The sequence below is a fragment of the Enterococcus sp. AZ009 genome (genome assembly GCF_050548785.1).
In the GTDB taxonomy this organism is placed as follows: Bacteria; Bacillota; Bacilli; order Lactobacillales; family Enterococcaceae; genus Enterococcus_D; species Enterococcus_D entomosocium.
This window is the reverse complement of sequence record NZ_CP172960.1, coordinates 2,897,858-2,923,223: the sequence shown is the minus strand read 5'-3', so window position 1 is coordinate 2,923,223 and position 25,366 is coordinate 2,897,858. Positions and strand designations below refer to the sequence as shown.

The 25,366-nt window shown below is 42.3% G+C and carries 26 protein-coding genes and 1 tRNA gene; 17 read left to right on the top strand and 10 right to left on the bottom strand.

From position 1 onward, the window contains the following. Positions 1-18 precede the first annotated feature (18 nt). The 3 genes from IGJ74_RS13850 to IGJ74_RS13840 are packed head-to-tail and all read right to left on the bottom strand — an operon-like array spanning position 19 to position 1,922. The gene (locus IGJ74_RS13850) at positions 19-855 is read right to left on the bottom strand and encodes a histidinol-phosphatase HisJ family protein (protein WP_016612656.1); all 837 of its coding nucleotides are present in this window, start codon (positions 853-855) and stop codon (positions 19-21) included. 19 nt (positions 856-874) lie between these two features. Then, on the bottom strand, positions 875-1,516 hold the full coding sequence (locus IGJ74_RS13845; protein WP_086372304.1) for a sugar O-acetyltransferase: 642 nt from the start codon (positions 1,514-1,516) through the stop codon (positions 875-877). A gap of 13 nt (positions 1,517-1,529) precedes the next feature. Continuing rightward, the gene (locus IGJ74_RS13840) at positions 1,530-1,922 is read right to left on the bottom strand and encodes a VOC family protein (RefSeq protein WP_016619764.1); all 393 of its coding nucleotides are present in this window, start codon (positions 1,920-1,922) and stop codon (positions 1,530-1,532) included. A 170-nt stretch (positions 1,923-2,092) separates the two neighbouring features. Between IGJ74_RS13840 and IGJ74_RS13835 the strand changes: the two genes are divergently transcribed. Next, entirely contained in the window at positions 2,093-3,073 is a 981-nt protein-coding gene (locus IGJ74_RS13835; protein WP_086297807.1) for an ROK family protein, read from the top strand. An 88-nt stretch (positions 3,074-3,161) separates the two neighbouring features. Here the strand turns inward: IGJ74_RS13835 and rnhC are convergent, their stop codons facing one another. Further along, entirely contained in the window at positions 3,162-4,088 is a 927-nt protein-coding gene (gene rnhC, locus IGJ74_RS13830; RefSeq protein ID WP_087665034.1) for a ribonuclease HIII, read from the bottom strand. Positions 4,089-4,304: 216 nt separating this feature from the next. On the opposite strand from rnhC, the gene zapA reads away from it, so the two are divergent. From zapA to IGJ74_RS13785, 9 genes are all read left to right on the top strand, one after another. Then, positions 4,305-4,745: a cell division protein ZapA gene (gene zapA / locus IGJ74_RS13825; protein ID WP_005228634.1), complete on the top strand. Its 441-nt coding sequence runs from the start codon at positions 4,305-4,307 to the stop codon at positions 4,743-4,745. Positions 4,746-4,768: 23 nt separating this feature from the next. Continuing rightward, a complete protein-coding gene (locus IGJ74_RS13820) occupies positions 4,769-5,323 on the top strand; it encodes a CvpA family protein (RefSeq protein WP_005228642.1) in 555 nt (184 codons plus the stop codon). Between the two features lie 78 nt (positions 5,324-5,401). Continuing rightward, on the top strand, positions 5,402-7,765 hold the full coding sequence (locus IGJ74_RS13815) for an endonuclease MutS2 (RefSeq protein WP_087665033.1): 2,364 nt from the start codon (positions 5,402-5,404) through the stop codon (positions 7,763-7,765). A gap of 96 nt (positions 7,766-7,861) precedes the next feature. After that, positions 7,862-8,176 carry a thioredoxin gene (gene trxA / locus IGJ74_RS13810; RefSeq protein WP_005228645.1) on the top strand — a complete coding sequence of 105 codons (315 nt, stop codon included), beginning with the start codon at positions 7,862-7,864 and terminating at the stop codon, positions 8,174-8,176. Between the two features lie 179 nt (positions 8,177-8,355). Then, complete coding sequence (locus tag IGJ74_RS13805; protein ID WP_087665032.1) at positions 8,356-10,590, top strand: L,D-transpeptidase; 2,235 nt, start codon at positions 8,356-8,358, stop codon at positions 10,588-10,590. Between the two features lie 123 nt (positions 10,591-10,713). Further along, positions 10,714-11,040 carry a PadR family transcriptional regulator gene (locus IGJ74_RS13800; protein WP_005234324.1) on the top strand — a complete coding sequence of 109 codons (327 nt, stop codon included), beginning with the start codon at positions 10,714-10,716 and terminating at the stop codon, positions 11,038-11,040. Next, a complete protein-coding gene (locus IGJ74_RS13795) occupies positions 11,027-11,707 on the top strand; it encodes a DUF2812 domain-containing protein (protein ID WP_005234326.1) in 681 nt (226 codons plus the stop codon). The genes IGJ74_RS13800 and IGJ74_RS13795 overlap by 14 nt, the downstream gene beginning before the upstream one ends. A gap of 17 nt (positions 11,708-11,724) precedes the next feature. Next, a complete protein-coding gene (locus IGJ74_RS13790; RefSeq protein ID WP_005234329.1) occupies positions 11,725-12,624 on the top strand; it encodes an ABC transporter ATP-binding protein in 900 nt (299 codons plus the stop codon). Beyond that, the gene (locus IGJ74_RS13785) at positions 12,617-13,870 is read left to right on the top strand and encodes an ABC transporter permease (protein ID WP_008380850.1); all 1,254 of its coding nucleotides are present in this window, start codon (positions 12,617-12,619) and stop codon (positions 13,868-13,870) included. The genes IGJ74_RS13790 and IGJ74_RS13785 overlap by 8 nt, the downstream gene beginning before the upstream one ends. Before the next feature lie 72 nt (positions 13,871-13,942). Here IGJ74_RS13785 and IGJ74_RS13780 read toward each other — a convergent pair whose 3' ends face one another. Together IGJ74_RS13780 and gloA are read right to left on the bottom strand one after the other, a co-directional pair. Then, on the bottom strand, positions 13,943-14,656 hold the full coding sequence (locus IGJ74_RS13780) for a gamma-glutamyl-gamma-aminobutyrate hydrolase family protein (RefSeq protein ID WP_008380852.1): 714 nt from the start codon (positions 14,654-14,656) through the stop codon (positions 13,943-13,945). 76 nt (positions 14,657-14,732) lie between these two features. Next, on the bottom strand, positions 14,733-15,107 hold the full coding sequence (gene gloA / locus IGJ74_RS13775) for a lactoylglutathione lyase (protein ID WP_005234340.1): 375 nt from the start codon (positions 15,105-15,107) through the stop codon (positions 14,733-14,735). A 147-nt stretch (positions 15,108-15,254) separates the two neighbouring features. Between gloA and IGJ74_RS13770 the strand changes: the two genes are divergently transcribed. Next, positions 15,255-15,698, top strand: coding sequence for an NUDIX hydrolase (locus tag IGJ74_RS13770; RefSeq protein ID WP_005234342.1), 444 nt, complete (start codon positions 15,255-15,257; stop codon positions 15,696-15,698). A 42-nt stretch (positions 15,699-15,740) separates the two neighbouring features. Here IGJ74_RS13770 and yidA read toward each other — a convergent pair whose 3' ends face one another. Genes yidA through IGJ74_RS13755 form a run of 3 tightly spaced genes read right to left on the bottom strand, consistent with a single transcriptional unit; the run spans position 15,741 to position 18,744 of the window. Next, positions 15,741-16,559: a sugar-phosphatase gene (gene yidA / locus IGJ74_RS13765; RefSeq protein WP_016619757.1), complete on the bottom strand. Its 819-nt coding sequence runs from the start codon at positions 16,557-16,559 to the stop codon at positions 15,741-15,743. 9 nt (positions 16,560-16,568) lie between these two features. Next, positions 16,569-17,939: an HD domain-containing protein gene (locus IGJ74_RS13760; RefSeq protein ID WP_008380856.1), complete on the bottom strand. Its 1,371-nt coding sequence runs from the start codon at positions 17,937-17,939 to the stop codon at positions 16,569-16,571. Then, the gene (locus IGJ74_RS13755; RefSeq protein WP_430608762.1) at positions 17,923-18,744 is read right to left on the bottom strand and encodes a lipoate--protein ligase family protein; all 822 of its coding nucleotides are present in this window, start codon (positions 18,742-18,744) and stop codon (positions 17,923-17,925) included. The genes IGJ74_RS13760 and IGJ74_RS13755 overlap by 17 nt, the downstream gene beginning before the upstream one ends. A gap of 221 nt (positions 18,745-18,965) precedes the next feature. Here IGJ74_RS13755 and IGJ74_RS13750 point away from each other — a divergent pair, with 221 nt between their 5' ends. Together IGJ74_RS13750 and rpoE are read left to right on the top strand one after the other, a co-directional pair. Further along, positions 18,966-19,403 (top strand): DUF1934 domain-containing protein, encoded by a 438-nt coding sequence (locus IGJ74_RS13750; protein ID WP_005234346.1) that lies wholly within the window; start codon positions 18,966-18,968, stop codon positions 19,401-19,403. A gap of 84 nt (positions 19,404-19,487) precedes the next feature. Further along, positions 19,488-20,096: a DNA-directed RNA polymerase subunit delta gene (gene rpoE / locus IGJ74_RS13745; RefSeq protein ID WP_005234347.1), complete on the top strand. Its 609-nt coding sequence runs from the start codon at positions 19,488-19,490 to the stop codon at positions 20,094-20,096. Between the two features lie 164 nt (positions 20,097-20,260). Here the strand turns inward: rpoE and IGJ74_RS13740 are convergent. Further along, positions 20,261-20,332 (bottom strand) — tRNA-Arg (locus tag IGJ74_RS13740). Positions 20,333-20,383: 51 nt separating this feature from the next. Between IGJ74_RS13740 and rpoN the strand changes: the two genes are divergently transcribed. The 4 genes from rpoN (at position 20,384) to IGJ74_RS13720 (ending at position 25,320) form a co-directional block, all read left to right on the top strand. After that, complete coding sequence (gene rpoN, locus IGJ74_RS13735) at positions 20,384-21,703, top strand: RNA polymerase factor sigma-54 (protein ID WP_176257008.1); 1,320 nt, start codon at positions 20,384-20,386, stop codon at positions 21,701-21,703. Between the two features lie 247 nt (positions 21,704-21,950). Continuing rightward, entirely contained in the window at positions 21,951-22,988 is a 1,038-nt protein-coding gene (locus tag IGJ74_RS13730; RefSeq protein ID WP_005228675.1) for a sugar-binding transcriptional regulator, read from the top strand. A gap of 40 nt (positions 22,989-23,028) precedes the next feature. Beyond that, positions 23,029-24,030, top strand: a complete 1,002-nt coding sequence (gap, locus tag IGJ74_RS13725; protein WP_008380858.1) for a type I glyceraldehyde-3-phosphate dehydrogenase — start codon at positions 23,029-23,031, stop codon at positions 24,028-24,030. Positions 24,031-24,129: 99 nt separating this feature from the next. After that, complete coding sequence (locus tag IGJ74_RS13720) at positions 24,130-25,320, top strand: phosphoglycerate kinase (protein ID WP_005234355.1); 1,191 nt, start codon at positions 24,130-24,132, stop codon at positions 25,318-25,320. Positions 25,321-25,366: the final 46 nt, after the last annotated feature.

The window sequence follows — 25,366 nt, the reverse complement described above, 5'->3', positions numbered from 1 at the left end:
TATCAGGTGATTTTTAGGTTAAGCAAAACGATGAAAAATCGGCTGCATCTGTTCAAACGTACAGAGTTCAGTAAATCCTAATGATCGTAAAAGATCTTGTCCCTCTTTGATTTGAAACCTGAGCTGCTCTGGTTTATGACTGTCGCTGCCGATGGTTAGCACGCTTCCCCCCAAGTCACGATAAAGCTTGAGGATCTCGATCGATGGCGTATACCCATTGATTCCGTAACGGTGGGAAGAGGTATTCAGTTCAATGCCTTTGCCATCTTTGATCACGACTTTCAAGATCTCTGCGATTTGTTCTTTCGTTTGTTCAAAAGCATCCTTCTCTTTATCTAAATAACGACGAATCAAATCCATATGAGCTAAGACGGAATACTCTTTATATGTCGTGACCAGCTGATACATTTCATCATAATAGCGCTCGTAGCATTCCTGTTGGCTGCGTCCTTTTTGAAATTCTCCAGTCCAAAATTCTTGATCGTCTACCTGATGAACGGAAAGTAAAATGAAGTCAAAGGGATGCGAATGATAAAGACGGGTAAATTGTGGGATCGTGTGCATTTGCATCCCAAATTCCAGCCCAGTTTTTAGCTTGATTTGGTCACTGTATGTTTCCTTTAAGCGTGCCAGTTCGGTAAAATACAAGTCGTAGTAGACATTTTTTACGACTTTATTGGCTCCGACGAGGTACGCATCCGTCGCTTGCCAGTCTTCTTTGACCCCATAATCCACATGATCGGTAAAGCAGATTTCTGCTAAGCCTAGGTTAATGGCGTCTTTGACTACATCTTCCATCAAATACCAAGAATCATCGCTGTAATCACTATGAACGTGATAGTCTGTAAAAATCATGGCGTCTCCTTTTGTTTCGTTATTTTTGCTGCTTCTGCCAGTCTGCTCGTTTTTGATAATAAAGCTGGGCGGCCGTTTCCCAATGCTCTTTGTCAGTCGGCTGAATCTCACGGATCAGACGGGCTGGATTGCCGCCGACGATCGTATTCGGCGGCACATCTTTTGTGACGACGGAACCAGCAGCGACGATGGCATGTTTGCCGATCGTGACACCTGGTAAAATCGTACTATTGCCTCCGATCCAAACGTAATCTTCGACGGTGATCGGTAGGCCAAATTCCAAATCTTGACTGCGGATCACAGAATCGATCGGATGGCCGGCTGTATAGAAGCTGACCCGTGGTCCCACCATCACATGATCACCAATCAGAATCTTATTGACATCTAAAAAAATGCAATCCATATTGGCATAAAAGTGATCACCAATCTCAACATGGCGACCATAGTCGACAAAAAGGGGTGGTTGGATAAAGCAATGCTGCCCAAATTTGCCAAAGAGTGCTTTTTCTTTGGCGATGATTCCTTCTCGGTCATCGACTGGTAAAAGGTTGATTTCCTGGGCACGTTTTTTCCCCTCCACTGAGCCATTCTCAGGGAGAATACCGGCAGCTTGATACAGTTGACCAGCCAACATCGCTTGATAATCAAAATCTTCTTTCATTGCAAAATCCTTTCTAAGACGGTAAATCGTCGGTGGTTAATTCAATCAAATTGCCTTCGGGGTCTTGGACAACTGCTTCATAATAGCCATCGCCTGTCGTACGAGGACCATTTAAAAGAGGGTAGCCATCTTCAACAAACCGTTGAGCGTATCGATCAACGTCAGCTTGATCACCTACTGCAATCGCAAGGTGAGTGTAGCCTAAGCTCTCACTGACACGAGGGCTTAAAAATTTCTTGGTCGTTAATTCTAACCGACTTCCAGAATCAAAGGTCAAAAAATAGGACTGAAAGCCTGTTTTCGGATTATGGTATTTTGGGTTGCTGACCGCCTGAAAGTAGGTTTCATAAAATGTTCTCATTTTTTCTAAATCATTGACATATAGTGCGATGTGTTCAATTTTCATTATTGACAACTCCTTTAATAAGCAACATGCGTCGTTCTTTCTTCGTTCCTTTTTGAACTTAGTAAACTTTGTTTAATAAGTTGCTTCTATTATACCTTTGTTAACAAAATTAATAAAGGTATATTCCCAGCTTTTTATCTGTTAAAATAGGAGCGTTGAGGGGGAGAAAAATGAAAGCTTATCAGCCAACGACCATTAAATTACATAATCAGGCAGTATTGCTGGATTTGCTAAAACAGCAGCAAGCGCCTATGACCAAGCGCCAACTGGCAGATGCCTCTCAATTAAGCGTGGTAACGATCAACAAGCTGCTTCCTGAATTGATAGAAAAGCAGTTGCTTTTGACGACGGATCAACCGCAACGAACGGGAGGACGTCAAGCTGCGGCTTACCAGTACAATGCGCAACGGACACTGTTGTTGATCATTCAGTTTATCGAAGAAGACCAGCAGATCGTGATTCGTTTTTCAGTCGTCGATCTCGTCGGGAACATTTTGCATCATGAGCAGTCAGCAGAGGGCCGATTGCCGCAGTTCTTGCAAGTGATTCGTCAGATAAAACAGGAATACCCGAAAATCAGCTTGGCAGTCGTGGGAATTCCTGGTGTGGAAATTGCTGGAAGACTGAAGATCATGGATGCTCCAGCATTTAAGGACATGGCGCTAGGGGAATTGATTGAAAAGGAGATCGCGGTAAAAACGCTTATTGAGAATGACGTGAATGCAGCGGTATTCCATTTCAAAGAAGAGAAAAAAATCGTGGCTGGCATTTATTTTCCGAAAAATTATCCGCCAGGTGCGGGACTGGTCATCGACCAACAGCTCTTTAAAGGAGCCAACCATTTAAGTGGCGAAATCAAGCATTTGCCGCATCTTTACAAAGTTTCTTACCCTTTGGCAACAGAGGCGATCCAAGAGCAAGTGACTGCCACTCTTCAAGCGATCGTGGCAGTCACGGACCCGCATCAAGTCATTTTGTTTTTGCCCTCTGAGTGGCAGGCGCTTGTGCCGCGCTCTTTTTTGGAAAAGCAGCTGGCAGCAGTGTTTCATTATGGCGTCTTACCAAAGTTACACTTTTCAGATCGGTTTTCAGAAAACTATTTGGCTGGGTTGATCACGATGGGAATCGAAGCAGCGGGCTTAGGGCTTTGATTCGCAGCATTCAACTGGTACTGAGGACAAAAACTGCCACTGCTTCCTTTATCAGAAGCAGTGGCAGTTTTTTTGAAAATACGAGAACTCACAGTTTAGCGAGTTTCTGTGCTTTTTCGGTATTCGCAAAATGCAGTTTGGCATATTTGCCCAATAGTGCTATGCCACCTTGCTGCAGTAATTTTGCGGCAACTTGGTCAGCAGCTGCGTGGGCGCCAGAAGGCAAGCGCAAACCGACTTCTTTAGAGGCTGCATCTAATTCATCCAAAAAGACTGTACGACATAAAATAGAGGCTGCCGCTACTGCTAGATGATATTGTTCACCTTTCGTCGCAAAATAGAGCTTTTCGGTAACCGCTGCTTGTTCCGACTTTAAATAAGTGCGATAATTTTTTTCGCTTGTGAACTGATCGATCAAAATGGCATCTGGTGTCTCAGGAGCAATCTTTTGCAAAAGCAAACGAATGGCTTGATTATGCAAAGCAACTTTCATTCGGACCGTGTTGTATTTTGGTTGGATCTCGTTGTATTTGCTGGGTGTAACAGTGAGCAATTGGTAAGGAACCAATTCTTTGATTTTCGGCGCCATCTTACGGATCTCTGGATCTGTCAGCATTTTTGAGTCCTTGACACCTAAGGCTTTCAGCTGTGGCAATTGCTCTTTTTTGGCATAGACGGCACAGACCACCAAAGGACCGAAATAACTGCCGTTGCCGACCTCGTCACTGCCGACGACGCTTTTTTCGCTAAATCCTGCTGGCAACGCAGTGGTTGAAACAGTCGCTTTTTTCTTATCCGGTACAGCACTTGCCGTATCGCCCCATAAGGAAGCTTCTTTTTCAGCAGTCGCTCCTTGAAACATGACTTTTCCAGACGTATAAGCAGTGATCGTCGTTGGCCCTTTTTTGGCGACAAACACTGTATAAGGAACTTTCTTAGCCAGCAGTTCTCGTTGGTAAAATTGCTGCATCTTTTGGATAGTTGAAGTTGGTACTTTGATAACGATCGTACTCATTTGATTCCTCCTGTTTTTTTGTCTTTTCTTAGGTAGACAAAAGGATACTTTAAGATTTTACCATACTTCTTATTCTTTTTTACTAAGACGATCAGCAAACAAACGATTGGCATGGAAATTCATAAGAAAATCACGTATAATAGTTAAGAGTTTGCGACACATGTTCAATAAGTGATAGAATAGAGCAGAATGTAAGCAATGGGAGGAAATATTCCTATGACGGAGCAAAAGAAACGTTATAAAGCAGTTATCGCGAATCAAAGTTACACGATTATTGGACGCGAAAGCAAAGAACACATGGATATGGTGACAAGATTGGTCAATGACCAACTGCTTGAGATCATGCAATTATCGCCACAAACCGATCAAGAACAAGCGTCGATCTTATTAGCGATCAACGCTGTTTCCGACCAGCTGAAAAAACAAGAACAGCTTTTGGTCCTACAAAAAAAGGTGGACGAGCTGCGAGGACAAGCCATTAAAGCAACGGAGCTTGAGAATCGCATTAAGCGGATCGAAGCGATTGAATCCGAAGCACGGAAAGTTCTCGATGAGACAGGTCGCAGTGATGTGGAGATCCATAATCATGTGGAAGCACAACAGATCTTAAATGAACAAAGGAAACGAAAAATTCAAGAAAAGACAGCCCATGGGTAGTGCGGCGTAGAAAGGATACCTAAATGATTGGATTATTTGTCTTGGTTTTGTTGTTGGCAGCCTTTTACGGCGGCGCACGGCGCGGAACCAGTTTACAATTGGTCTCAGTTTTGGGCTATTTGATCTCTTTTTTCTTTGCAGTTGCAAATTACCAAGAAATTGCGAAGAAAATTGAGCTCTATGTTCCTTATATGTCAGTAACGGCGGACTCAAAGTTAAAATACTACGATATGGAACTGGCTTTAGATTTAGACAAAGCCTATTATGCAGCCATTGCTTTTGTGATGGTGCTCTTTGCTGGATGGCTGATCACAAAACTAGTGGTGATTTTTGCAGACAGTTTGCGTTACAAACGCCTACGTTTTTTAGGTGGTTATGACTGGGCAGTTGCGGGTGTTTTGAATGTTATCTTGATGTATATCAATTTGTACATGTTTTTCATGATTCTCTCAATGATCCCGTTTGCCACGATTCAAAATCTGTTTGAAACGAGCGGAACTGCGAATTTCATCGTTGATCGGTCGCCGATTCTCTCAGATTACTTCTATCGATTGTGGATCACAGATGTGATTGGGTAAAAAGCAGGCAGATGGTTGCAGAGCCATTCTGCCTTTTTCTTAGGAACAAAAAGTTAAAACAAAGCAGGTGAGAAAAGAATGAATACTAAGATCCTTGATGTTTTAGGATTTGAACAAGTAAAGAGTCAAATCGGTCAGTATATTGTAACAGCCCAAGGAAAAGAAGCCTTAGCAAAGCTTGCGCCATCAAGTGATGCGCAAGTCATTTCCTCTTGGCTAGCAGAAACAGAAGACGCGATCAAGATCCAACGTTTAAGAGGCGGAATCCCTGTACCAAAGATTGAGAATATTCGTCCCCAAATGAAACGGATCGAAATTGGCGCCGATTTAAACGGCATTGAGTTGGCACAAGTTGCCCGTGTCTTATCAACTACGCAGGAATTGAAACGCTTTTTTGCTGATTTGTCTGAAAGCGAGATTGAATTTTCCCGCTTGTATCACTGGGAAGAACAGTTGGTGTCTTTGCCAACCTTGAATCGACGCTTGAAAGAAGCTATCGATGAGGATGGCCGAGTCACAGATGATGCCTCTCCAGCACTACGTGGAATTCGCCAATCGATCCGACGAGCAGAACGGACGATTCGCGAGACATTGGATGGCATCGTCCGAGGTGGCAATGCAAAGTATCTAAGTGATACGATCGTAACCATGCGAAATGAGCGTTATGTGATTCCAGTCAAACAAGAGTACCGAGGTGTTTTCGGCGGGGTAGTCCACGACCAAAGTTCCTCTGGTCAAACCTTGTTTATCGAACCGAAACAAGTAGTGGAACAAAATAACCGTTTGCGCCAGCATCAAATTGCGGAACGGGATGAAATTACACGTATTCTAGCAGAATTGTCAGCAGAGTTAGCCCCATATCAGAGAGAGATTCTCCATAATGCGTATGTGATCGGGATCATGGATTTCATGAATGCCAAGGCTCGTTTTGGAAAAGAGATGAAGGCAATCGTACCAGCGATCAATCAAGACAACCATGTCTTTTTTAAGCAAGCACGTCATCCATTGATCGATCAAGAAAAAGTCGTTCCTAACGATATTACGATTGGAAAAGACTATCAAGCCGTTGTCATTACTGGGCCGAATACCGGTGGGAAAACCATCACCTTAAAAACATTAGGGCTATTGCAGATCATGGGCCAAGCTGGTTTACCAATTCTGGCAGAAGAAGAAAGCCAAATGGGTGTCTTCAATGAGATTTTTGCGGACATTGGGGATGAACAATCCATTGAGCAAAGTCTATCGACCTTTTCTTCTCATATGACAACGATCGTTGAAGTGTTGAAAAAAGTCGACGAGACAAGCTTAGTTCTCTTTGATGAATTAGGCGCAGGAACCGATCCTCAAGAAGGGGCGGCACTAGCGATTGCGATTTTGGACGAACTTGGGGCTAAGTCGGCTTATGTCATGGCGACGACCCATTATCCTGAATTGAAGGTTTATGGCTATAACCGATCCAATACGATCAATGCCTCTATGGAATTTGATGTTGATACCTTAAGTCCGACCTATCGCTTGTTGATCGGGGTTCCAGGACGAAGCAATGCGTTTGAGATTTCGAAAAGACTTGGCTTGCCAGATACGATCATTGATCAAGCCAAAGAGATCATGGATGGAGAAAGCCAAGACCTGAATGAAATGATCGCTGATTTAGAAAATCGAAGAAAAATGACGGAAACCGAGTATCTTGAAGTCCGTCATCATGTAAAAGAAGCGGCCCGCTTGCACCAAGAGCTAGAAGCAGCCTATAGTTATTTCTTTGAAGAACGTGAAAAAGAATTGGCGAAAGCTCGGCAAAAAGCCAATCAGATCGTTGAAGAAGCCAAAGAAGAATCTGAAAAAATCATTGCCGATATTCGTAAAATGCAGTTAGCCGGCGGTCAAACGAAGGTCAAAGAACACGAGCTGATCGACGCGCGCACCAAGTTATCAGGACTGCAACAAGAAGAACATCTGCAAAAAAACAAGGTTCTGCAAAAAGCCAAAGCAGCCAAGACGCTGAAAGAAGGAGACGAAGTGCTTGTAACATCTTATGGGCAGCGCGGGGTCTTATTGAAAAAAGCAGGCAAAAATCAATGGCAAGTCCAAATCGGTATTTTGAAAATGAATTTGCCAGAAACAGATCTCCAACAAGCAGCGCCAGTGAAGGAGCCTACACAGCGTATCGTCAATACGATTCGTTCTGCTGACAGCAGTCCAGTGGTCAATCAGTTGGATTTACGCGGTAAGCGGTACGAAGAAGCCCTCAATGAAGTGGATCAGTATTTAGATGCAGCGATTTTGGCAGGCTATCCGCAAGTGACGATCGTCCACGGAAAAGGAACCGGCGCATTGCGTCAAGGGATCACTGACTACCTAAAAAATCATCGCTCGGTGAAAAGTTTTGAATTTGCGCCAGCAAATCAAGGGGGCAATGGGGCGACCATTGTGAAGTTTAACTAACCTTTAAGAACCCTTACCTTTTGTAAGCAGACGATTTTAAAAAACTTCCGATACGTGGTATACTTTTTTTAGTTTTAAAAATGGAGGGGAAGTACGATGGCAAAAGAAATTACTGATAAAACTTTTTCAGAAGAAACCGATAAAGGCTTAGTCCTTATTGATTTTTGGGCAACTTGGTGTGGTCCATGTCGGATGCAAGCGCCGATCTTGGAACAATTAGCGAATGAATATGAGGAAGACGAATTGAAGATCGTGAAAATGGATGTGGATGAAAATCCTGAAACACCAGCTTCATTCGGGATCATGTCTATTCCAACTTTGTTGTTGAAAAAAGACGGCCAAGTCGTTGATAAAGCAATTGGGGTGCATACAAAAGATCAATTGAAAGCTTTAGTTGCGGAACATATGTAATAGAAGAAACGTTTTTGAAGCAATAGCCGAAAGTGGCTATTGCTTTTTTTATTTTGGGGACGTTTTTTTCAAATTTTCTATTAGGCAGTGGTATACTTAAAGTGGGGAGTGGCACTAAAAAATATCTTGTTAATATAGTAAGAAAGTGATACCAAAATAGGATTAAAGGGGGAATAAAAATGAAAAAGTTGAAACGTGGGTTGCTTCAAGGCGTTGCGATTGTTGGGGTACTGGTCGCACCCATCGTAGGAACGATCACACAAGTTTATGCAGCAAATGAAGGGGATCCGACAGCAGCGTCTGTCGCTGCGCAAGAGACGACGTCAGAAAGTTTTTCAGAAGCGAGCGCAGCATCATCTCAAGAGGCAAGTACAGAGAGTACAGAGTCAAGCACGGCAACTGAGTCTTCATCAACGTCTACCTCTTCATCAGAAACAACGTCAAGTACTAGCACGGCTGCGACTGAGACCAGTCAGACCGAGACCACCCAAGACTCATCTACTCAATCGACGGAAGAATCTTCTGAAGAACCAGACCTAGGGATCATTGATGTTGAATCAATTGCAGATAAAAATCAATATGTAAAAATCAATCCGGTTGCAGCAGCCAATCCTGAAACGCAAAACATCCTTTACCGTTTTGAGAAGGATCAATTGATCGAGCAAGGAACGATCAATGAATTAGCTGGCAAGGTATACCGTAGTGTCAAACGGTATCAAGGTGCCGATAAGCGGACCTATCTTGAAATTCGTGACGATCAAAAGGTTGTCGGTGTCGTAGCAGAAGCAGCAGTGAAAGTTGCCAGCGGAACCTTCAAAACCGAGAAAAAATATGCAACCGTTACAAGTGCGAAAGAACCGCTTTGGCAAGATGTGTTTTTAGATAAAAAAACGAGCACCTCTTCAAGCATTAATGGTCAAACCTTTGAAATCAAAGAAGTATTCACGACGAATAATAACGTAGTCTATTACGCATTGTATTCAAATAAAAATGTTCTCATCGGTTGGATAAAAGCCGCCGGTGTTAAGTTAGCGACAACTCCTGGTGGTGCATGGCAGTCTGAATCAAAATATGCCACGATCATCAGCGGGAATTATACGCTATGGCAAAATTTTAATTGGACAGCGAAGAAAGGAACGACAGCCGCTTTAAATGGCAAAACAGTCAAAGTTACTGGTAAATATCGTCACTTGAATGGGTCGACGTACTATTCCCTTTATACAAATAACAATAAATGGCTAGGCTATATCAATGCCTCGGGTGTTAAGTTAACGACGGATGCACAAGGTGCCTATCAATCCTACGGAAAATATGTGACATTGACCAAGAAAAATTACACGATTTGGGGCAATTTTCGCTGGTCGAGTAAGAAAAATACTACAACGAAATTAGCGGGAAAAACCTATCTTGCAAAAGGAAGATATAACCATGTCAATGGCGGTGTCTACTTGTCCCTTTATGATGCTAACGGAAAATGGATCGGCTACTTAAATGCCGATGCAGCAACGGTTGCCAACAATCAAGGCGGTACTTGGCAAAGTGAAAAACGCACAGTCCGCCTAAAAAGTAAGAATTATACCTTATGGCAAGATTTAGCTTTTGCGAAGAAAAAAGGCAGCAGCGCTGATTATATGAACAAGAATATTCAAGTTACTGGGAAATATCAACATTTCAACGGCTCCACCTACTATTCACTTTATCTCAATAACAAGTGGCTGGGTTACATCAATGCAAGTGGGGTGACTAATGCCCATACGATCACCTCTCAAAGCAACATTAGCCGCTACGTGGTCGTCAAGAATGGGGATGGCAATTTCTTTGAAAAAGCTGATCCAAATAGTACGAAACTTGGGAAAAAGAGTGCCTACAAAGGGTATATGGCACAAGCGACCAAACTAGCAAAAACGAGTGATGGCAACTACCTGTATCTCGTTTCGCCAGCCGGTCGAATCGGTTGGGTCAAGGAAAATCAAACCACAAATGTAAATAGTAACTTTTGGATGTATACTACTGGAGGAAAATATCCTTCATTAAACGTTCAAAACTTAAATATTGAAGTATCCATCAGCAAACAGCGGGTTTATATCAAATCAGGGAATAAAGTGATTTATACGATGCTTTGCTCGACCGGTGCCTTCAATACACCAACACCTTTAGGGAATTTTCGCATCCAAGCAGAAAAAGGCTTAGCTTTTTCAGGAGCCGCCTACTACCGTTCCTTTAAAGACCATGGGGTCTATTTATTCCATACGATCCCAACGAGTATCGCTTGGTCCACCAATGCTTTTAGTTCCGTTGAAGGACGAAAATTAGGCACTCGGGCTTCTCATGGCTGTATTCGATTAGCAGTGCCGGATGCCAAATGGTTTTACTATAACATGCCTTATAATACGCCTGTCAAAATTGCTAATTAATGATCAAAAGTCGTTTCCGTCAACGGAGACGGCTTTTATTTTCCCAAAAAAAAAGATTGACGCTGGCTATATCATTCGATAATATATCATTAAGTGATATAGTTAGTGGGATGGAGGAATCAAATGGATGAGGCATTGACAGATTCAACCTATTTGATTTTATTAGCGCTTTTAAAGCCAAAACATGGGTATGTCATTATGAAACAAATCCATGAGCTAAGCCAAGGAACATTTGAGATTGGCCCCGCGACGATGTATACGATTTTGAAAAAGCTGACGAAAAAGGGGTGGATCGATTTAGAAGAAAGCGTCGATCGAAAAAAAATCTATCAGATTACACCAGAAGGAAGACAGGTTCTGGAGAAAGATATTCAGCGACGCAAACTATTTTATCAAATCGGAGAACAGGTCTTCGAAGCGTTAGGAGGGGAACAAGATGGGCATCAATAAGAAATATCTTCTTTCTCTTGGAGTCGCCTATTATCCGGAAAAGGAAATGGTTCGTTTACAAAAACAAGCGTCAATGGGCTGGCATTTTGTGAAGATGAATCGGTTAGGGTTTTTGAAGTTTATCAAAGGAAAATCGGAAACGACCAAATATGCAGTGGACTTTTTCGAAGGAGATCCTTCTGAGATCGTTGATTACCTAGCGATGTATCAAGCTGGGGGCTGGACCTATATCAGCAATTATAAAGATCGGTATTTTTATTTTAAAGCATCTCCGGATACACCAGCGATTTTCAGCGATCAAGAAAGCTATCAAGAACGAATCGATAATGAGACGCGCTATTTGATGAAAAAATCGATTCTGTTTTCAGTGGTCAGTTTAGCAATTTTAGCAGTGATTTATTTTTCCATTCGTTATTTCAATATTCGTACAAATCCCTTTTGGTCCTTTGGGCTAGGATTGATTACTGGGCTAGTATTTATTCCGATAGGGGTAGGATTGACCACGATTTTGATGAAATTTTTATACAAAAATCGAGCAAGTTATTACAATGAACCAGAGAAACTGGCGAAACGCCAACGGGTGATCCGCGACTCTATCATCTTGATGGTTGCAGGAGCAATCGTTGGTGCCATTATCGGTTTTTTCTTTAGTGACATATTTTATTAGACAGGGAAGGTGAGCATGTGTTAGAAGCAAAACAGCTAGTAAAAACATTTGGGGATTATACAGCAGTCGATCAATTGTCTTTTACCATCAATGATGGTCAGATTATGGGATTAATTGGTCAAAACGGAGCAGGAAAAACGACGACATTCCGATTGATCTTGGATTTTTTGAAAGCCGATCAAGGAGAAGTATTATGGGATGGTCACAAAATTAGTGAAAAAGAATACAATCTTATTGGCTATCTGCCAGAAGAACGCGGCTTGTATCCAAAAGTCACGATTGAAGATCAATTGATCTACTTCGCGCGTTTACGTGGTAAAAAGAAAGAAGACATCGTACCCAAAATCGACTATTGGATGGACAAGTTTAAAGTCAAAGGCAAGAAAACTGATAAAGTCAAATCTTTATCAAAAGGAAATCAGCAAAAAGTTCAGCTAATTTCAACGTTGATCCATGAACCAAAATTAGTGATTCTAGATGAACCGTTTAGTGGCTTAGACCCAGTCAACGCGGAACTGTTGAAAAACGGGATCATTGAACTGAAAAAAAATGGCTCTTGTGTCATCTTCTCCAGTCATAATATGGATAACGTAGAAAAAATCTGTGACCACTTGATTATGCTAAGGGATGGTCAAACTGTCTTAAACGGAAAGGTCCATGAAATTCGTGAATCCTTTGGACGAACGAAAGTTTATTTGGAGTCTAATTTGACGAAAGAACAGCTTTTGGCAGTGGCAGGTGTTGAGGAAGTCATTGCCAGAGAAGACGGCAGCTATGATATTACGATCGCTGATCCTGCAGTAGGAAAAACCTTATTTGATTTAGCGACGGCGGATGGTTATATCCCTATGTTCAATCAACAACCGCCAACGTTAGAAGAAATCTTTAAGCGGAAGGCAGGAAAAACAAATGAATAAGTTTTGGGTAATCGCATTAGATGTTTATAAGAAAAATATCAAATCAATTTCGTTTTTGATTATGATATTGGTTCCATTCATTGCAATGGGCGGATTTTATCTGATTAGTTACTTTGCCGATGGTATGAGCAGTGTGGATAAAATTGTCGTTTATGCGAATGAACCAGCCATTGCGCAGACCTTTGTGGAGCAAAGTAGCGATGATTATGAATTTGAAGTTGTGGAAAGCGAAGAACAAGGACAACAACAGTTGGCTGACAAAGATGCTGATGCCTTGTTAGTTATTACTGCTTCAGGGGATACGCTGCAAGGGGAATTATTAAGCGAGTCCTCGATGGGGCAAGCTTTAGAGCTGACGATCCAACAATTATTGACGGGCTTGCAGTCATCCTTTCGAGCTAGCGAGCTTGGTTTGACTGCTGAGCAAGTGGCAGTTCTTAGTGAAGTTGCACCACTTGACCGGCAAAAAGTTTCCTTCAGTGAAGGTGGCGAAATGACCTATGGAGAAGATAATACCGCGATGCAAGCAGCAGTTAGTACCATCGCAACAATCGTTCTCTTTTTCTTTATCATCACTTACGCACAAATCATTGCGCAAGAAATTGCTTCTGAAAAAGGAACGCGCATTATGGAAGTCATTTTGTCTAGTACGCGAGCACAAACCCATTACTACGCCAAATTAACTGGGGTGATCATGGTTGCAGCGACCCAGCTAGTTGCGTATGTTGCGATTTTTGGCGGGAGTTATTTCTGGATCAAGGACAACTCCATGGTAAAAGACTTATTGGCAAGTTTTTCATCAGATGGCATTTTTGGTCCTTTCCTCGTGTTTGCGATCGTTTTCGTCTTCTTAGGAATCTTGATCTATTCTGTCTTGTCAGCCCTTTGCGGGTCGTTAGTGAACAAAGCAGAAGATACGGCGAAAGCCATTATTCCAGTGACGTATCTTTCGTTGGGCGGGTATATGCTAGGAATCGTACTAGGCGGTATGGATCCGCATAACGTTGTTTTACGAGTAACTTCTTATATCCCATTCTTGTCCTCGTATATTATGCCAGTACGGCTTGCTAATGATACAGTGGGGATTGGCGGAGCGTTGATTTCAGTAGGGATCCTTGCTGTTACCACGATCGTCCTGATGCTGGTTTCTGCAAAAATGTACAAATCAAATGTCTTGATCTATAACGACAATGGCATCTTGGCAACGTTGAAACAATCACTGGTGTTAATGAAAAATGAGAAATAAAAAAAACGCCCGATCCTTTTTGTGATCGGGCGTTTTTTATTGGCTAGAATCTAGAAAACAAGGTGCAGGCCTTTAGAATTCCTGCACAAAAAAGTCGAAGATCGATTGCTCAGAAGGCAGCTTGTGAGCGGCTAGCTCAGGATGCCACTGAATGCCTAAGATCGGTGCGCCATAGGCGGTGGATTCTATGGCTTCAACAACACCATCAGGAGCGGTGGCGGTCACATTGAAATCATCTGCAACTGTTTTGACTGCTTGGTGATGAAAAGAATTGACTTGATAGGTTGTGCCTAAAAGAGCAGCCAAACGACTGTCTGCCTTGATTTCCACCCGATGTGTAGGGAATTGAAAGAACGTTGGTAATTGCACGTGTTTGATCGTTGGGTGATCGATCAAAGAGAGATCTTGGTACAAACTCCCACCAAATGCGACATTTAGTAACTGCATGCCGCGGCAGATTCCAAAGATGGGTTTGTTTTGAGCCACTGCTTCTTTGATCAATGCCAATTCAAAGACATCACGATCAGGATGAATGCCTTGAATCAAAGGATGAGGATCTTCGCCATAATGATCAGGGGAGACATCATGACCACCGGCTAACAAGAGTTTATCGATTTTGCTGATGTAAGTCGCAGCATCTTCCACGACACCCATTGGTAATATTAGGGGAATGCCTTGGGCTTGTTGGATATGGGTGACAAAATTTTTGGGTGTATAGGACAACCAATGTTCTGCTTCTTCAATCATTGGCCGTTCATTAGCAGCGATGCCGATAATGGGTTTCATTTGATCAAACCTTTCTATAAGTAAATGGAACGAAAAGAAAAAAGGACACGAGGTCCTTTTTTCGAGCATCTTCGCTTTATTTTTCGCGAATAACTTCGATTTTATAACCATCAGGATCTTTCACAAAATAGTAAGATGGAGAAGTCCCTGGTAGTCCTTTCAAGTCAGTGACGTCAAATCCGGCAGCTTGGTGCTTCTCATGAAGCGCTTCTAGATCATCGGTACTGATGGCGATGTGGCCATAGCCGTCGCCTAACTCATAGCCAGGATGGTCATAGTTATATGTCAACTCTAGCTCGTAGTCATCTCCAGGCAATGTTAAGTAAACCAAAGTAAATTGATGTTCAGGAAAATCACGACGGCGAGATTCTTCAAAACCAAAGGCAGTTTGATAAAAATCTAGAGAAGCCGTTAAGTCTTTGACGCGGACACAAGTGTGAGCCATTTTCATGGGTAAATCATCCTTTCGATCTTGATAGTTGTATGATAACATATTTTCTCATTTTATAACGAATAAAAGACAACAGAGCGTTATTTCCAGCTTGTCCAGACTATTGGCATAGGGTAAAATGGAAAGAAAGTGTTGGTGGAGGGAATCATGCCAGAAAAGGAAATTGTGTTCGGGGAAAAAGAAGCGGGGAAACCATACAAATCAAGATATGGCGCGTATGTCGTTCTTCCAAATGAAAAAAATGAAGTGATCTTGGTACAAGCACCCAATGGCGCCTATTTTTTACCAGGCGGTGAAATTGAACCAAATGAGACCAAAGAAGAAGCGATCCAGCGAGAATTAATAGAAGAACTTGGATTTGAAGGGGAGATCGCTGCCTATTTAGGGGAGGCAGTTGAATACTTCTATTCACGCCATCGCGATACATTTTACCATCATCCCGGCTATTTCTATTTAATGACCAAATGGAAAAAAGTCTGTGAACCGACAGAAGAAACCAATCAGTTGTCATGGCATACGCCAGAAGAAGCGATTCAGCGATTGAAACGCGGCAGCCATAAATGGGCAGTTGAACAATGGTTGGCAAAATAAAAAAGGCAGGCTTCCGATAAAAAGGAAACCTGCCTTTTACACTTAGTTATTTGCTAAAACATACTTGTTGATTACTTCTGCCACACCGTCTTCTTCGTTTGATGCAGTTAGGACATCTGCGGCATTTTTCACGTTTTCAGTGGCATTGGCCATCGCCACACCGATACCAGCGTATTCCACCATGGTTAAATCATTTTCGTTATCGCCGATCGCCATGACTTCTTCTTGTTTGATGCCTAAGTGCTCCGCCAATTTTTTGACAGCAGCCCCTTTATGGGCTTGTTTATTTAGAACTTCCAAGAAGTAAGGAGCACTTTTGACCACATTGTAATTGTCCGTCAAACTGCTCGGCAATTGTGGGATGATCTGATCAAGTATTTCGGGATCATCGATCATCATCATTTTGATGATATTCAAGTCAGCAGTCATTTCTTCTGGTGTCCGATATTTCAATGGCATGTTGACTAAGAAGGCTTCATAAATCGTATAAGGACTGATATCGCGGTTAGCGGTATACATGGTATCTTCGGTTTCTACATGAAGATGAACCCCTAATTTTCTCGCAGTCATCTCAACAAAGAGATAGTCATCTTGGGACAAGCCGAATTCAGAGATGATCTCTTGGTTTTTGGTTTTTTGAACCAAAGAGCCATTATAAGTAATAACGAAATCATTGTCCGTAAATAAGTCTAGTTCCTTTAATAAATCTTGGACACCAGTTAAAGGGCGTCCCGTACACAAAACGATGCGTACACCTTGCTTTTCAGCGTCTTTCAATGCCTTGTAAACGGCTGGGGTGATCTTGCGGTCGTTGTTCAACAGGGTACCATCGATATCGATGGCGATCAATTTGATACTCATAAGTTCCTCCTAGTGGCTTGGTTTGATCAAAGCACCATTGCGAATGTGCTTGGCAAACTCTTGATACGTCTCTCCAAATAAATCATAGTGATTTTGGATGTTGGGGTCAATCATTTCTTTTGGAAAATAAAAGCGTTGGTCACCTTGGGTTTGTCCCGCTAAAGCTGCAACTAGCTGACTGGCTTGGGATAATTCCACAAGGGAACCATCTTTTTCCTGTAATTCGATTTGTGTCCGATGTTTGCCTGAAGTCGGCCGATAAAAATCATAAGGCAGATCGAAGCTTGAATTGATGGCAGTATAATAGCGGGGATTGAAGCCGACTTTTTCCACCAGTCCCTGCATTTCTTCAATCATCGGCAACTGCGTCTCATCGTCAAAGCGGGCGGATTTCAACGGTTTACGATTTAAGAACCGCTTGGCCAAATCGCTGAGGATCGGATCATTTTCTTCCGTCCATTGGGTAAAGTAGGTATTCAGAACGCCATCGTCGAGTTTCAAGTATTCATCTAAGGTGAATTCTTGTTTTAAAAATGGGAGAAGCAGCTGCGAATGGCCTTGAAACAATTCTGAATCCACTTGATACAGTTCTGCAGCTCGATCCAGCAAATGGGCTAAGATCACTTCCATCCCTCGAGAACTCGCATGGAAATAAACTTGCACATACATCTGGTAACGACTGACGATGTAGTCCTCCACAGCGTGCATGCCATTCATAGAAAAAGCAATACCGCCTTCGTACGGACGAATCACTCGTAAAATTCGGGTCAGATCAAACGTGCCGTATTCAGTGCCGGTAAAATAAGCATCGCGCAGCAAGTAGTCCATCCGATCAGCATCGATTTGACTAGAAATCATTTGAACGACTTGAGGATTTGGATAAGTTTTAGTGATAACACTTGCGACTTTCTCAGGAAATCCAGCTTCCACTCGGTTCAATATCTGATGAACTTCCGTTTCAGGAGAAGTAATGATCGCCACTGTGATGGCTTCATGGTCTGTATGGAAAATGTGCTCAAAGGTGTGGGAGTATGGTCCGTGGCCCACATCATGAAGCAATGCTGCACACAAGGTCACTAAACGCTCTTTATCATCCCAGCCGTTTGGTCCGACTTTTTCAAGGGAATAATTGCGTTGGAAAATATCGCAAATGCGACGGCTGATTTCATAAACGCCCAAGGAGTGAGAAAAGCGGCTATGTTCTGCTCCGTGAAAGGTAAAGGAAGCAGTTCCCAGCTGTTTGATGCGCCGCAAACGCTGCACTTCTTTGGAATTGATCAAATCTAAAATCACTTGGTGCTGTACATGGACATAGTTATGAACAGGATCACGAAATACTTTTTCTATCGCTAAGGTTTGATATTTATATGGTAGGCTCATCGCTAAACTCCTTTATTGGTTGGTTTCGCTTCTCCATGCCAGCTAAGCGTTGCTGCATTTGTTCGCTAAGGTTATTTTCTGTCAGCCATTGATCCAGTGATTCAAGCGGATATAGGGATTGGTCTGTGATCAAGGAAAGCAGGGCTTTTTGCAAGCGGTCAGTCACCTCGTGTGTGGTAAACTTACGGCCGAGGGCCGCTTCTAAAGTGGTCATGCTCGCAGGATTGACGACTGGATAGCCATCTGTACCAAAGCGCTCTTTCAAACCTGCTTGGTAAAAACGACGAACGAGAGAGCCGCGGGCTGGTTGGTCGCCGTTGACACTCAGATACATCATGACAGCCACGCCGTCTTTGATTCGTCGTTGTGCTGTACCAGCAATTTTTTTCCCATCAATACTCAGGTCATAGGTGCCTGGGCAATACGAGTCAGCAATTTCATAAGCCAAAATTGTCCGCTCAGGAAAGGCGGTTTGCAGCAATGTCGTCATCATTTCATAGGCTGCATCTGTGGTGGCAGCCAAATGTTTAGGGAAGATGAGGGAGACATTCAAAATACCGGCATCATTAATTACACCAAGCCCCCCTGAGTTGCGGATGATCGAGGCATAGCCAGCTTCTTTCAAAACCTGCAGACCATCTGTCAAAAAAGGCAGCCGGGTATCTTTCATTCCTAAAATCATCGTATCGGACAACTGCCAAAAATGACAATAAACTTGTTCCTTTTTGCCAGCAACTTCGGTGGCAACATCGGTGAAGGCAAACGGCTCATAAGGATTGTGGATACGTGGTAAGGTTTGATCCATTACATAGATAGTCAAATCGGTTAAACTCCTTTAAAATACCTGTTATCCTTATTATATACGATTCTTGGAAAATTACTTGGAGAAAAGAATGAAAACTTGCTTTTGTTTTCGTTTTTTATTTTCAATGAAGAAATAGACCAAGGAGAATCAACTGAAATGATTGACAAACGAATGAAAAAAAGCAAGAATGAAACTGAAATCTTCAAAGGAGGCACTCGTACATGCAAGAATTATCAAAAGGAATCCCAATCTCGATTCATTTAACAACCAATGTACGTCAAGCAGGGGAAACAGAGAACTTTCTGTTTGATCTGCAAGGACAAGCAGTCAAGATCGGTGATACCTTATATCTCCGTTACAAAGAGATCCAGCCAGACGGCACCGACATTCCTGTTACGATGAAAATTATGCCAGACGGATTGATTCAATTGATTCGCTCAGGGGAAATGCGCATGCGCTTGAAATTTTCTTATAAGGAACGTTTAGAGACGAGTTATCAAACCCCGTATGGCTTGATGATGTTCCACACCTTCACCAATCACTTGCACGTTAGCTTGAAAGACCGTCCATACTCGGGAAAGATCGATATCGATTATGACTTGTTCATGGCTGCTGACAAAGTCGGCGAATACAAACTGTCTTTAGAATTTACCGCTTAATCAAAGGGAAATTGAAAGAAAAAATTGCAATTTGAGACGTAATTTTGTATGATTAGGAGTAGACTGTGAAAGGACGTGTCCCGTTTGGAAATTAATGTATTTGAAGGTGTAAATAAAAACGAATTGTCGATGATTGAAGTTGCCCATGCGATTTTAGAGCAGCGCGGTGACGTGATGGATTTTTCTGATTTGGTCAACCAAATTCAAAACTATCTTGAAACTTCAGACAGCGAGATTCGTGATTCATTGGCGCAGTTTTATACAGACTTGAATATCGACGGTAGTTTTATTTCTTTAGGCGACAATCGTTGGGGCTTACGTTCATGGTACGCCATTGATTCGATCGATGAAGAAGTCAACCATGGCATCGAAGACGAGGATGAAGATACACCACGTCGTCGCAAACGTAAAAAAGTCAATGCCTTTATCAACGATGATGAAGATGCAATCGATTATAACGATGATGATCCTGAGGATACTGATTTGTCAGATGACGAAGAAGATGATCTCTTTGATGATGATGATGACGAGGATGAAGAAATCTCGGCATACAATTCAGACTTGCAAGAAATCGGCGCCGACAATAGCACCGATGATGAAGAAGAATTACCTGACAGCATTGAGGAAGATCTAACCATTATCGATGACGATGATGAAGATGATTTTGCGGATGAAGAGGAAGAAGAGGAGTAATCCTCTTCTTTTTTTCGCCTTATGGCTGTAAGCAGCTTTTAATCGTTGAAGGACGAGTTCGCCTTCTTACATAGATACAAATAAAAAAGGAACCGCATCAGCGGTCCCTAAGTGCTTTTGAATTATTGATTTGAATCGAGTATACTTGTAACGAAAAGAAAAAACGCGCCTTGAGGGAATCGAACCCCCGTCTCAAGAACCGGAATCTTACGTGATATCCACTACACTAAAGGCGCGAAGCACAAATATTAGTTTAACCAATTTCAGTGAAAAAAACAAGAGGTAGAATGATGAAATTTCAACAGCAATTTTCACAACAACAAAAACAGACGCAAAAGCTTGCTATGACGCAGAAATTACAGCAATCGATCCAAGTGCTGCAATTTTCTGCAGATGAATTATTGTCCTTCATAGATAACCAGGCATTAGAAAATCCGTTGATTGATCTGGGGGAATATGATTCGCCCATCACACCAAGCAAGAGCAGCGGCTCGTCAGAACAAATAATGGATTACTTAAGCCAGATCCCTGATCAGCACACGTCTTTATTCGAACACCTCATTGATCAAGTCCATTTAAATTACCGCGACACCTTTTTGCGGACGATCGTTTTATTTTTAGTCGAGTACATTGATTTAAACGGCTTTTTGACGATTGATTTGGAAGAAGCTGGGAAGCTTGTCGGGGGGACGCCGATCCAAATGCTTGATGCTTTAACCTTGATCCAGCAACTGGATCCGGCAGGAGTCGGTGCTCGTGATCTAAGAGAGTGTTTGATGCTGCAAACGGAAAGAGATGACTATGCGCCGCCAATGGCTTATCTCATTTTAGAAGAATTCTTCACGGAAATGGCAGAGCGCAAGTGGGACAAAATCAGCAAAGCGCTGCAGATTCCATTAACTGAGATTCAAAAGGTCTTTGATTATGTTCAAACATTGACCCCCACACCAGGGGCGGCGTTTGGGTCGACCGATGGGCTTTACATCGTTCCTGACCTGCGAGTGACGGTTGAAAAAGGACAACCGATCGTGAAATCAAACAAACGCGCCTTACCAGAGGTTCGCTTTCAGCAGCAGTACTTTGACCAATTGAAGCAAAGCGGTGATCCAGAAGTCTTAAGTTATTTAGACAATAAAGCCCAAGAGTTCGAGTGGTTAAAGAAGACCTTGCTGCAACGAGGGGATACCATCTATCGTGTCGGGGTGCAGATCGTTGCGCGGCAAAAGGAGTTTTTCACTCAACCAGATCGACCATTAAAGCCATTGGTTTTAAGAGAAGTTGCCGAAGAATTAGGAATTCATGAATCAACGGTCAGCCGGGCAGTCAATGGGAAATACTTGGAGACCTCCTTTGGGGTGTTTGAATTAAAACTATTCTTTGGACAGAAAGTTTCGACGCAAGAAAGCGGTGATGACCTGACGACGGCATCGATCAAACAGCAGCTAAAAGCACTGATCAATGAAGAAAATAAAAACAAACCATTGTCAGACCAAAAGTTGACAGATGCCCTCAAAGCCCAAGGCATCGATATTTCTAGACGAACGGTGGCAAAGTATCGTGAAGCCATGAATATCCCTGGTTCTTCCAAGCGGAAACGATTCGAGTAAAGCAAAACTTACTATTAACGATGAGTAGGGAAGGCAGCAAAGCCTTTCCTTTTTTTATCGATCCTTTCCTCTTTTTCAAATTATGACGATTTTATGAAAAGCAAGATTTTGTTGACTGAAATAGTTGCGTATCAAGGCGATAAGTGCTACTATTATTGGTGTAGGAAACAGATTTAAATTTTTTTTGCAATCGATGGGTCATTTTAAGTCATTGTAGGACGAAAATTGTCCAACGGGAGGATATAAAATGCTCGATGAATTAAAATTGATTGAGGCAATCACCCCGGATATTCTCGCTGTACTCCAGGAACGTTACCGTATCTTAAGAAATATTTATTGGATGCAGCCCGTTGGCCGCCGGACACTTTCGGAAAGTTTATCAATGACGGAACGCGTGTTGAGGACGGAAACAGATATCCTTAAAAAGCTGAAACTGATCGACTCTTCAAAAAGCGGCATGCAATTGACCGCCTACGGAGAAGAAGTGTACACGAAGATTGGTGCACTGATGGATCAGCTGTTCGGAATGCACCAAATCGAGAAACGATTATCAGAGACCTTTGGCATCGAACGTTGTTTGATTGCGAGCGGCGATGGTGATCGACAACCGAAAGTTATTGCTGAATTTGGCCAGTTGCTGAATGAATCGTTGGATCTCTTATTGCCAGAAGGCAAAAACACCATCGCAGTAATGGGAGGGACGACAATGGCGAAAGTTGCCGAGGAATTGGGTAATTTGGAAACCGCCAAACGTCATAACTTGTTTGTTCCAGCCCGTGGTGGTATCGGAGAATCAGTCAACGTGCAAGCAAACTCTGTCAGCTCGGTGATGGCAATGCAGACAAATGGCGATTATCGCTCCTTGTTTGTACCAGAACAATTAAGCATGAACACCTACGAGTTTCTCTTGAAAGAACCCGCCATCGTTGATGTCTTAAACTTGATAAGTCAAGCAAATTGTGTTATTCATAGTATTGGACGGGCGTTGCATATGGCGGCTCGAAGAAAAATGTCAGAACAAGAAATTCTGATGTTGAAACAAAAAAATGCAGTTGCAGAATCCTTTGGGTATTTCTTTAACGAAGCAGGCGAGGTCGTTTACAAAGTTCCTCGAATCGGACTTCAATTAAAAGATTTACAAAAAGTCCCAATCATTTTTGCGGTCGCTGGCGGACAATCAAAAGCCAAAGCGGTCAATGCATACATGAAAAATGCACCAAAACAAACCTGGCTCATCACCGATGAAGCTTGCGCAAATGAGATTTTAAAAGGGGCAACCCTTTAAAATAAATATTTTTATGATTTTCATAAGGAGGAAATCTTAAATGACAGTTAAAGTAGGTATTAATGGATTTGGACGTATCGGACGCTTAGCATTTCGTCGTATCCAAGAAGTAGAAGGAATCGAAGTTGTGGCTATCAATGACTTAACAGACGCTAAAATGTTAGCTCACTTGTTAAAATATGATACAACACAAGGACGTTTCAACGGTACAGTTGAAGTTCACGAAGGTTCATTCAATGTGAACGGAAACGAAATCAAAGTTTTAGCTAACCGCAACCCTGAAGAATTGCCTTGGGGCGAACTAGGTGTTGAAATCGTGTTAGAATGTACTGGATTCTTCACTTCTAAAGCAGCTGCTGAAAAACATTTAACAGCTGGTGCAAAACGTGTAGTTATCTCAGCTCCTGGTGGAAACGATGTTCCAACAATCGTTTACAACACAAACCATGAAACTTTAACAGGTGAAGAAACAGTTATCTCTGGTGCTTCATGTACAACAAACTGTTTAGCTCCTATGGCGAAAACATTGAACGACAAATTTGGTGTGATTGAAGGATTAATGACTACAATCCATGCTTACACAGGTGACCAAATGACTCTAGACGGACCACACCCTAAAGGTGACTTCCGCCGTGCCCGTGCTGCTGCTGCAAACATCGTGCCTAACTCAACTGGTGCTGCTAAAGCGATCGGCTTAGTAATCCCAGAATTGAACGGCAAATTAGATGGTGCTGCTCAACGTGTTCCTGTTGCAACTGGTTCATTAACTGAATTAGTTACTGTTCTTGACAAAGAAGTAACTGTTGATGAAATCAATGCAGCAATGAAAGAAGCTTCAAACGAATCTTACGGTTACAACACAGACGAAATCGTTTCTTCTGATATCGTTGGTATGACTTACGGTTCATTATTTGATGCAACTCAAACAAAAGTTATGACTGTTGGCGACAAACAATTAGTTAAAACTGTTGCTTGGTACGACAATGAAATGTCATACACTGCACAATTAGTACGTACTTTAGAATACTTCGCTAACCTATAAGAGTTGCGAACGACTTTAATTTAAACCATCGCAAGAGAAAGCGGGGAAGCATCGCGCTTCTCCGCTTTTTTTAACAATTATGCTAGGAGGAATCTGTTCATGGCTAAAATGACAGTTCAAGATATCGATTTAAAAGATAAAAAAGTTCTTGTACGTGTGGACTTCAACGTTCCATTGAAAGATGGAGTGATCGGAGATGATACACGGATCAAAGCAGCATTACCAACAATCAATTATGTGATCGAAAACGGCGGAAAAGCAATTCTTTTCTCACACTTAGGTCGTGTGAAAGAAGAAGCAGATAAAGCTGGAAAATCTTTAGCGCCAGTTGCGAAACGTCTAGGCGAATTGTTAGGCAAAGAAGTAACATTCGTTGATGAAACCCGCGGCGAAAAATTAGAAGCAGCGATCAACAACATGCAAGATGGCGATGTCGTTGTTTTTGAAAACACTCGTTTCGAAGACATCGATGGCAAAAAAGAAAGCAAAAACGATCCTGAACTAGGAAAATACTGGGCTTCTTTAGGCGATGTTTTTGTAAATGATGCCTTTGGTACCGCACACCGCGCACACGCTTCAAACGTAGGGATCGCTTCAACAGGTATCCCAACAGTTGCTGGTTTCTTAATGGAAAAAGAAATCAAATTCATCGGTGAAGCAGTCGAAGAACCAAAACGTCCAATGATCGCGATTCTTGGTGGAGCAAAAGTATCTGACAAAATCGGCGTAATCGAAAACTTGATTCCTAAAGCAGACAAAATCTTGATCGGCGGCGGAATGACGTATACGTTCTACAAAGCAAAAGGCATGGAAATCGGTAATTCTCTTGTGGAAGCAGATAAAGTAGAATTAGCAAAAGAATTGATCGAAAAAGCTGGCGATAAATTAGTATTACCAGTTGATTCAATCACTGCTGCTGAGTTTTCAAATGATGTCCCAACAGAAGAACATACTGGTGATGTTCCTGAAGGACAAATGGGCTTAGATATCGGACCTGAAACCATCGCTTTGTTTGCTGAAACATTAAAAGGCGCAAAAACAGTCGTTTGGAACGGACCTATGGGTGTGTTTGAAATGTCTAACTTCGCAAACGGTACGATCGGTGTTTGTGAAGCAATTGCCAACCTTGAAGATGCAACAACGATCATCGGTGGCGGTGACTCTGCAGCTGCAGCAGAACAATTAGGGTTTGCTGACAAATTTACCCACATCTCAACAGGTGGCGGTGCCAGCCTTGAATTGCTAGAAGGAAAAACACTTCCTGGCCTAGCTGCGATCAACGATAAATAATCAATGACAAGCCGTGCAAAGAATCTCCTTTGCACGCTTGATAACG

What these genes read in the sequence shown, in the direction of transcription:
- IGJ74_RS13850 (WP_016612656.1), bottom strand. Translation starts at nt 855, where the DNA reads ATGATTTTTACAGACTATCACGTTCATAGTGATTACAGCGATGATTCT.
- IGJ74_RS13845 (WP_086372304.1), bottom strand. Translation starts at nt 1,516, where the DNA reads ATGAAAGAAGATTTTGATTATCAAGCGATGTTGGCTGGTCAACTGTAT.
- IGJ74_RS13840 (WP_016619764.1), bottom strand. Translation starts at nt 1,922, where the DNA reads ATGAAAATTGAACACATCGCACTATATGTCAATGATTTAGAAAAAATG.
- IGJ74_RS13835 (WP_086297807.1), top strand. Translation starts at nt 2,093, where the DNA reads ATGAAAGCTTATCAGCCAACGACCATTAAATTACATAATCAGGCAGTA.
- rnhC (WP_087665034.1), bottom strand. Translation starts at nt 4,088, where the DNA reads ATGAGTACGATCGTTATCAAAGTACCAACTTCAACTATCCAAAAGATG.
- zapA (WP_005228634.1), top strand. Translation starts at nt 4,305, where the DNA reads ATGACGGAGCAAAAGAAACGTTATAAAGCAGTTATCGCGAATCAAAGT.
- IGJ74_RS13820 (WP_005228642.1), top strand. Translation starts at nt 4,769, where the DNA reads ATGATTGGATTATTTGTCTTGGTTTTGTTGTTGGCAGCCTTTTACGGC.
- IGJ74_RS13815 (WP_087665033.1), top strand. Translation starts at nt 5,402, where the DNA reads ATGAATACTAAGATCCTTGATGTTTTAGGATTTGAACAAGTAAAGAGT.
- trxA (WP_005228645.1), top strand. Translation starts at nt 7,862, where the DNA reads ATGGCAAAAGAAATTACTGATAAAACTTTTTCAGAAGAAACCGATAAA.
- IGJ74_RS13805 (WP_087665032.1), top strand. Translation starts at nt 8,356, where the DNA reads ATGAAAAAGTTGAAACGTGGGTTGCTTCAAGGCGTTGCGATTGTTGGG.
- IGJ74_RS13800 (WP_005234324.1), top strand. Translation starts at nt 10,714, where the DNA reads ATGGATGAGGCATTGACAGATTCAACCTATTTGATTTTATTAGCGCTT.
- IGJ74_RS13795 (WP_005234326.1), top strand. Translation starts at nt 11,027, where the DNA reads ATGGGCATCAATAAGAAATATCTTCTTTCTCTTGGAGTCGCCTATTAT.
- IGJ74_RS13785 (WP_008380850.1), top strand. Translation starts at nt 12,617, where the DNA reads ATGAATAAGTTTTGGGTAATCGCATTAGATGTTTATAAGAAAAATATC.
- IGJ74_RS13780 (WP_008380852.1), bottom strand. Translation starts at nt 14,656, where the DNA reads ATGAAACCCATTATCGGCATCGCTGCTAATGAACGGCCAATGATTGAA.
- gloA (WP_005234340.1), bottom strand. Translation starts at nt 15,107, where the DNA reads ATGAAAATGGCTCACACTTGTGTCCGCGTCAAAGACTTAACGGCTTCT.
- IGJ74_RS13770 (WP_005234342.1), top strand. Translation starts at nt 15,255, where the DNA reads ATGCCAGAAAAGGAAATTGTGTTCGGGGAAAAAGAAGCGGGGAAACCA.
- yidA (WP_016619757.1), bottom strand. Translation starts at nt 16,559, where the DNA reads ATGAGTATCAAATTGATCGCCATCGATATCGATGGTACCCTGTTGAAC.
- IGJ74_RS13760 (WP_008380856.1), bottom strand. Translation starts at nt 17,939, where the DNA reads ATGAGCCTACCATATAAATATCAAACCTTAGCGATAGAAAAAGTATTT.
- IGJ74_RS13755 (WP_430608762.1), bottom strand. Translation starts at nt 18,744, where the DNA reads ATGGATCAAACCTTACCACGTATCCACAATCCTTATGAGCCGTTTGCC.
- IGJ74_RS13750 (WP_005234346.1), top strand. Translation starts at nt 18,966, where the DNA reads ATGCAAGAATTATCAAAAGGAATCCCAATCTCGATTCATTTAACAACC.
- rpoN (WP_176257008.1), top strand. Translation starts at nt 20,384, where the DNA reads ATGATGAAATTTCAACAGCAATTTTCACAACAACAAAAACAGACGCAA.
- IGJ74_RS13730 (WP_005228675.1), top strand. Translation starts at nt 21,951, where the DNA reads ATGCTCGATGAATTAAAATTGATTGAGGCAATCACCCCGGATATTCTC.
- gap (WP_008380858.1), top strand. Translation starts at nt 23,029, where the DNA reads ATGACAGTTAAAGTAGGTATTAATGGATTTGGACGTATCGGACGCTTA.
- IGJ74_RS13720 (WP_005234355.1), top strand. Translation starts at nt 24,130, where the DNA reads ATGGCTAAAATGACAGTTCAAGATATCGATTTAAAAGATAAAAAAGTT.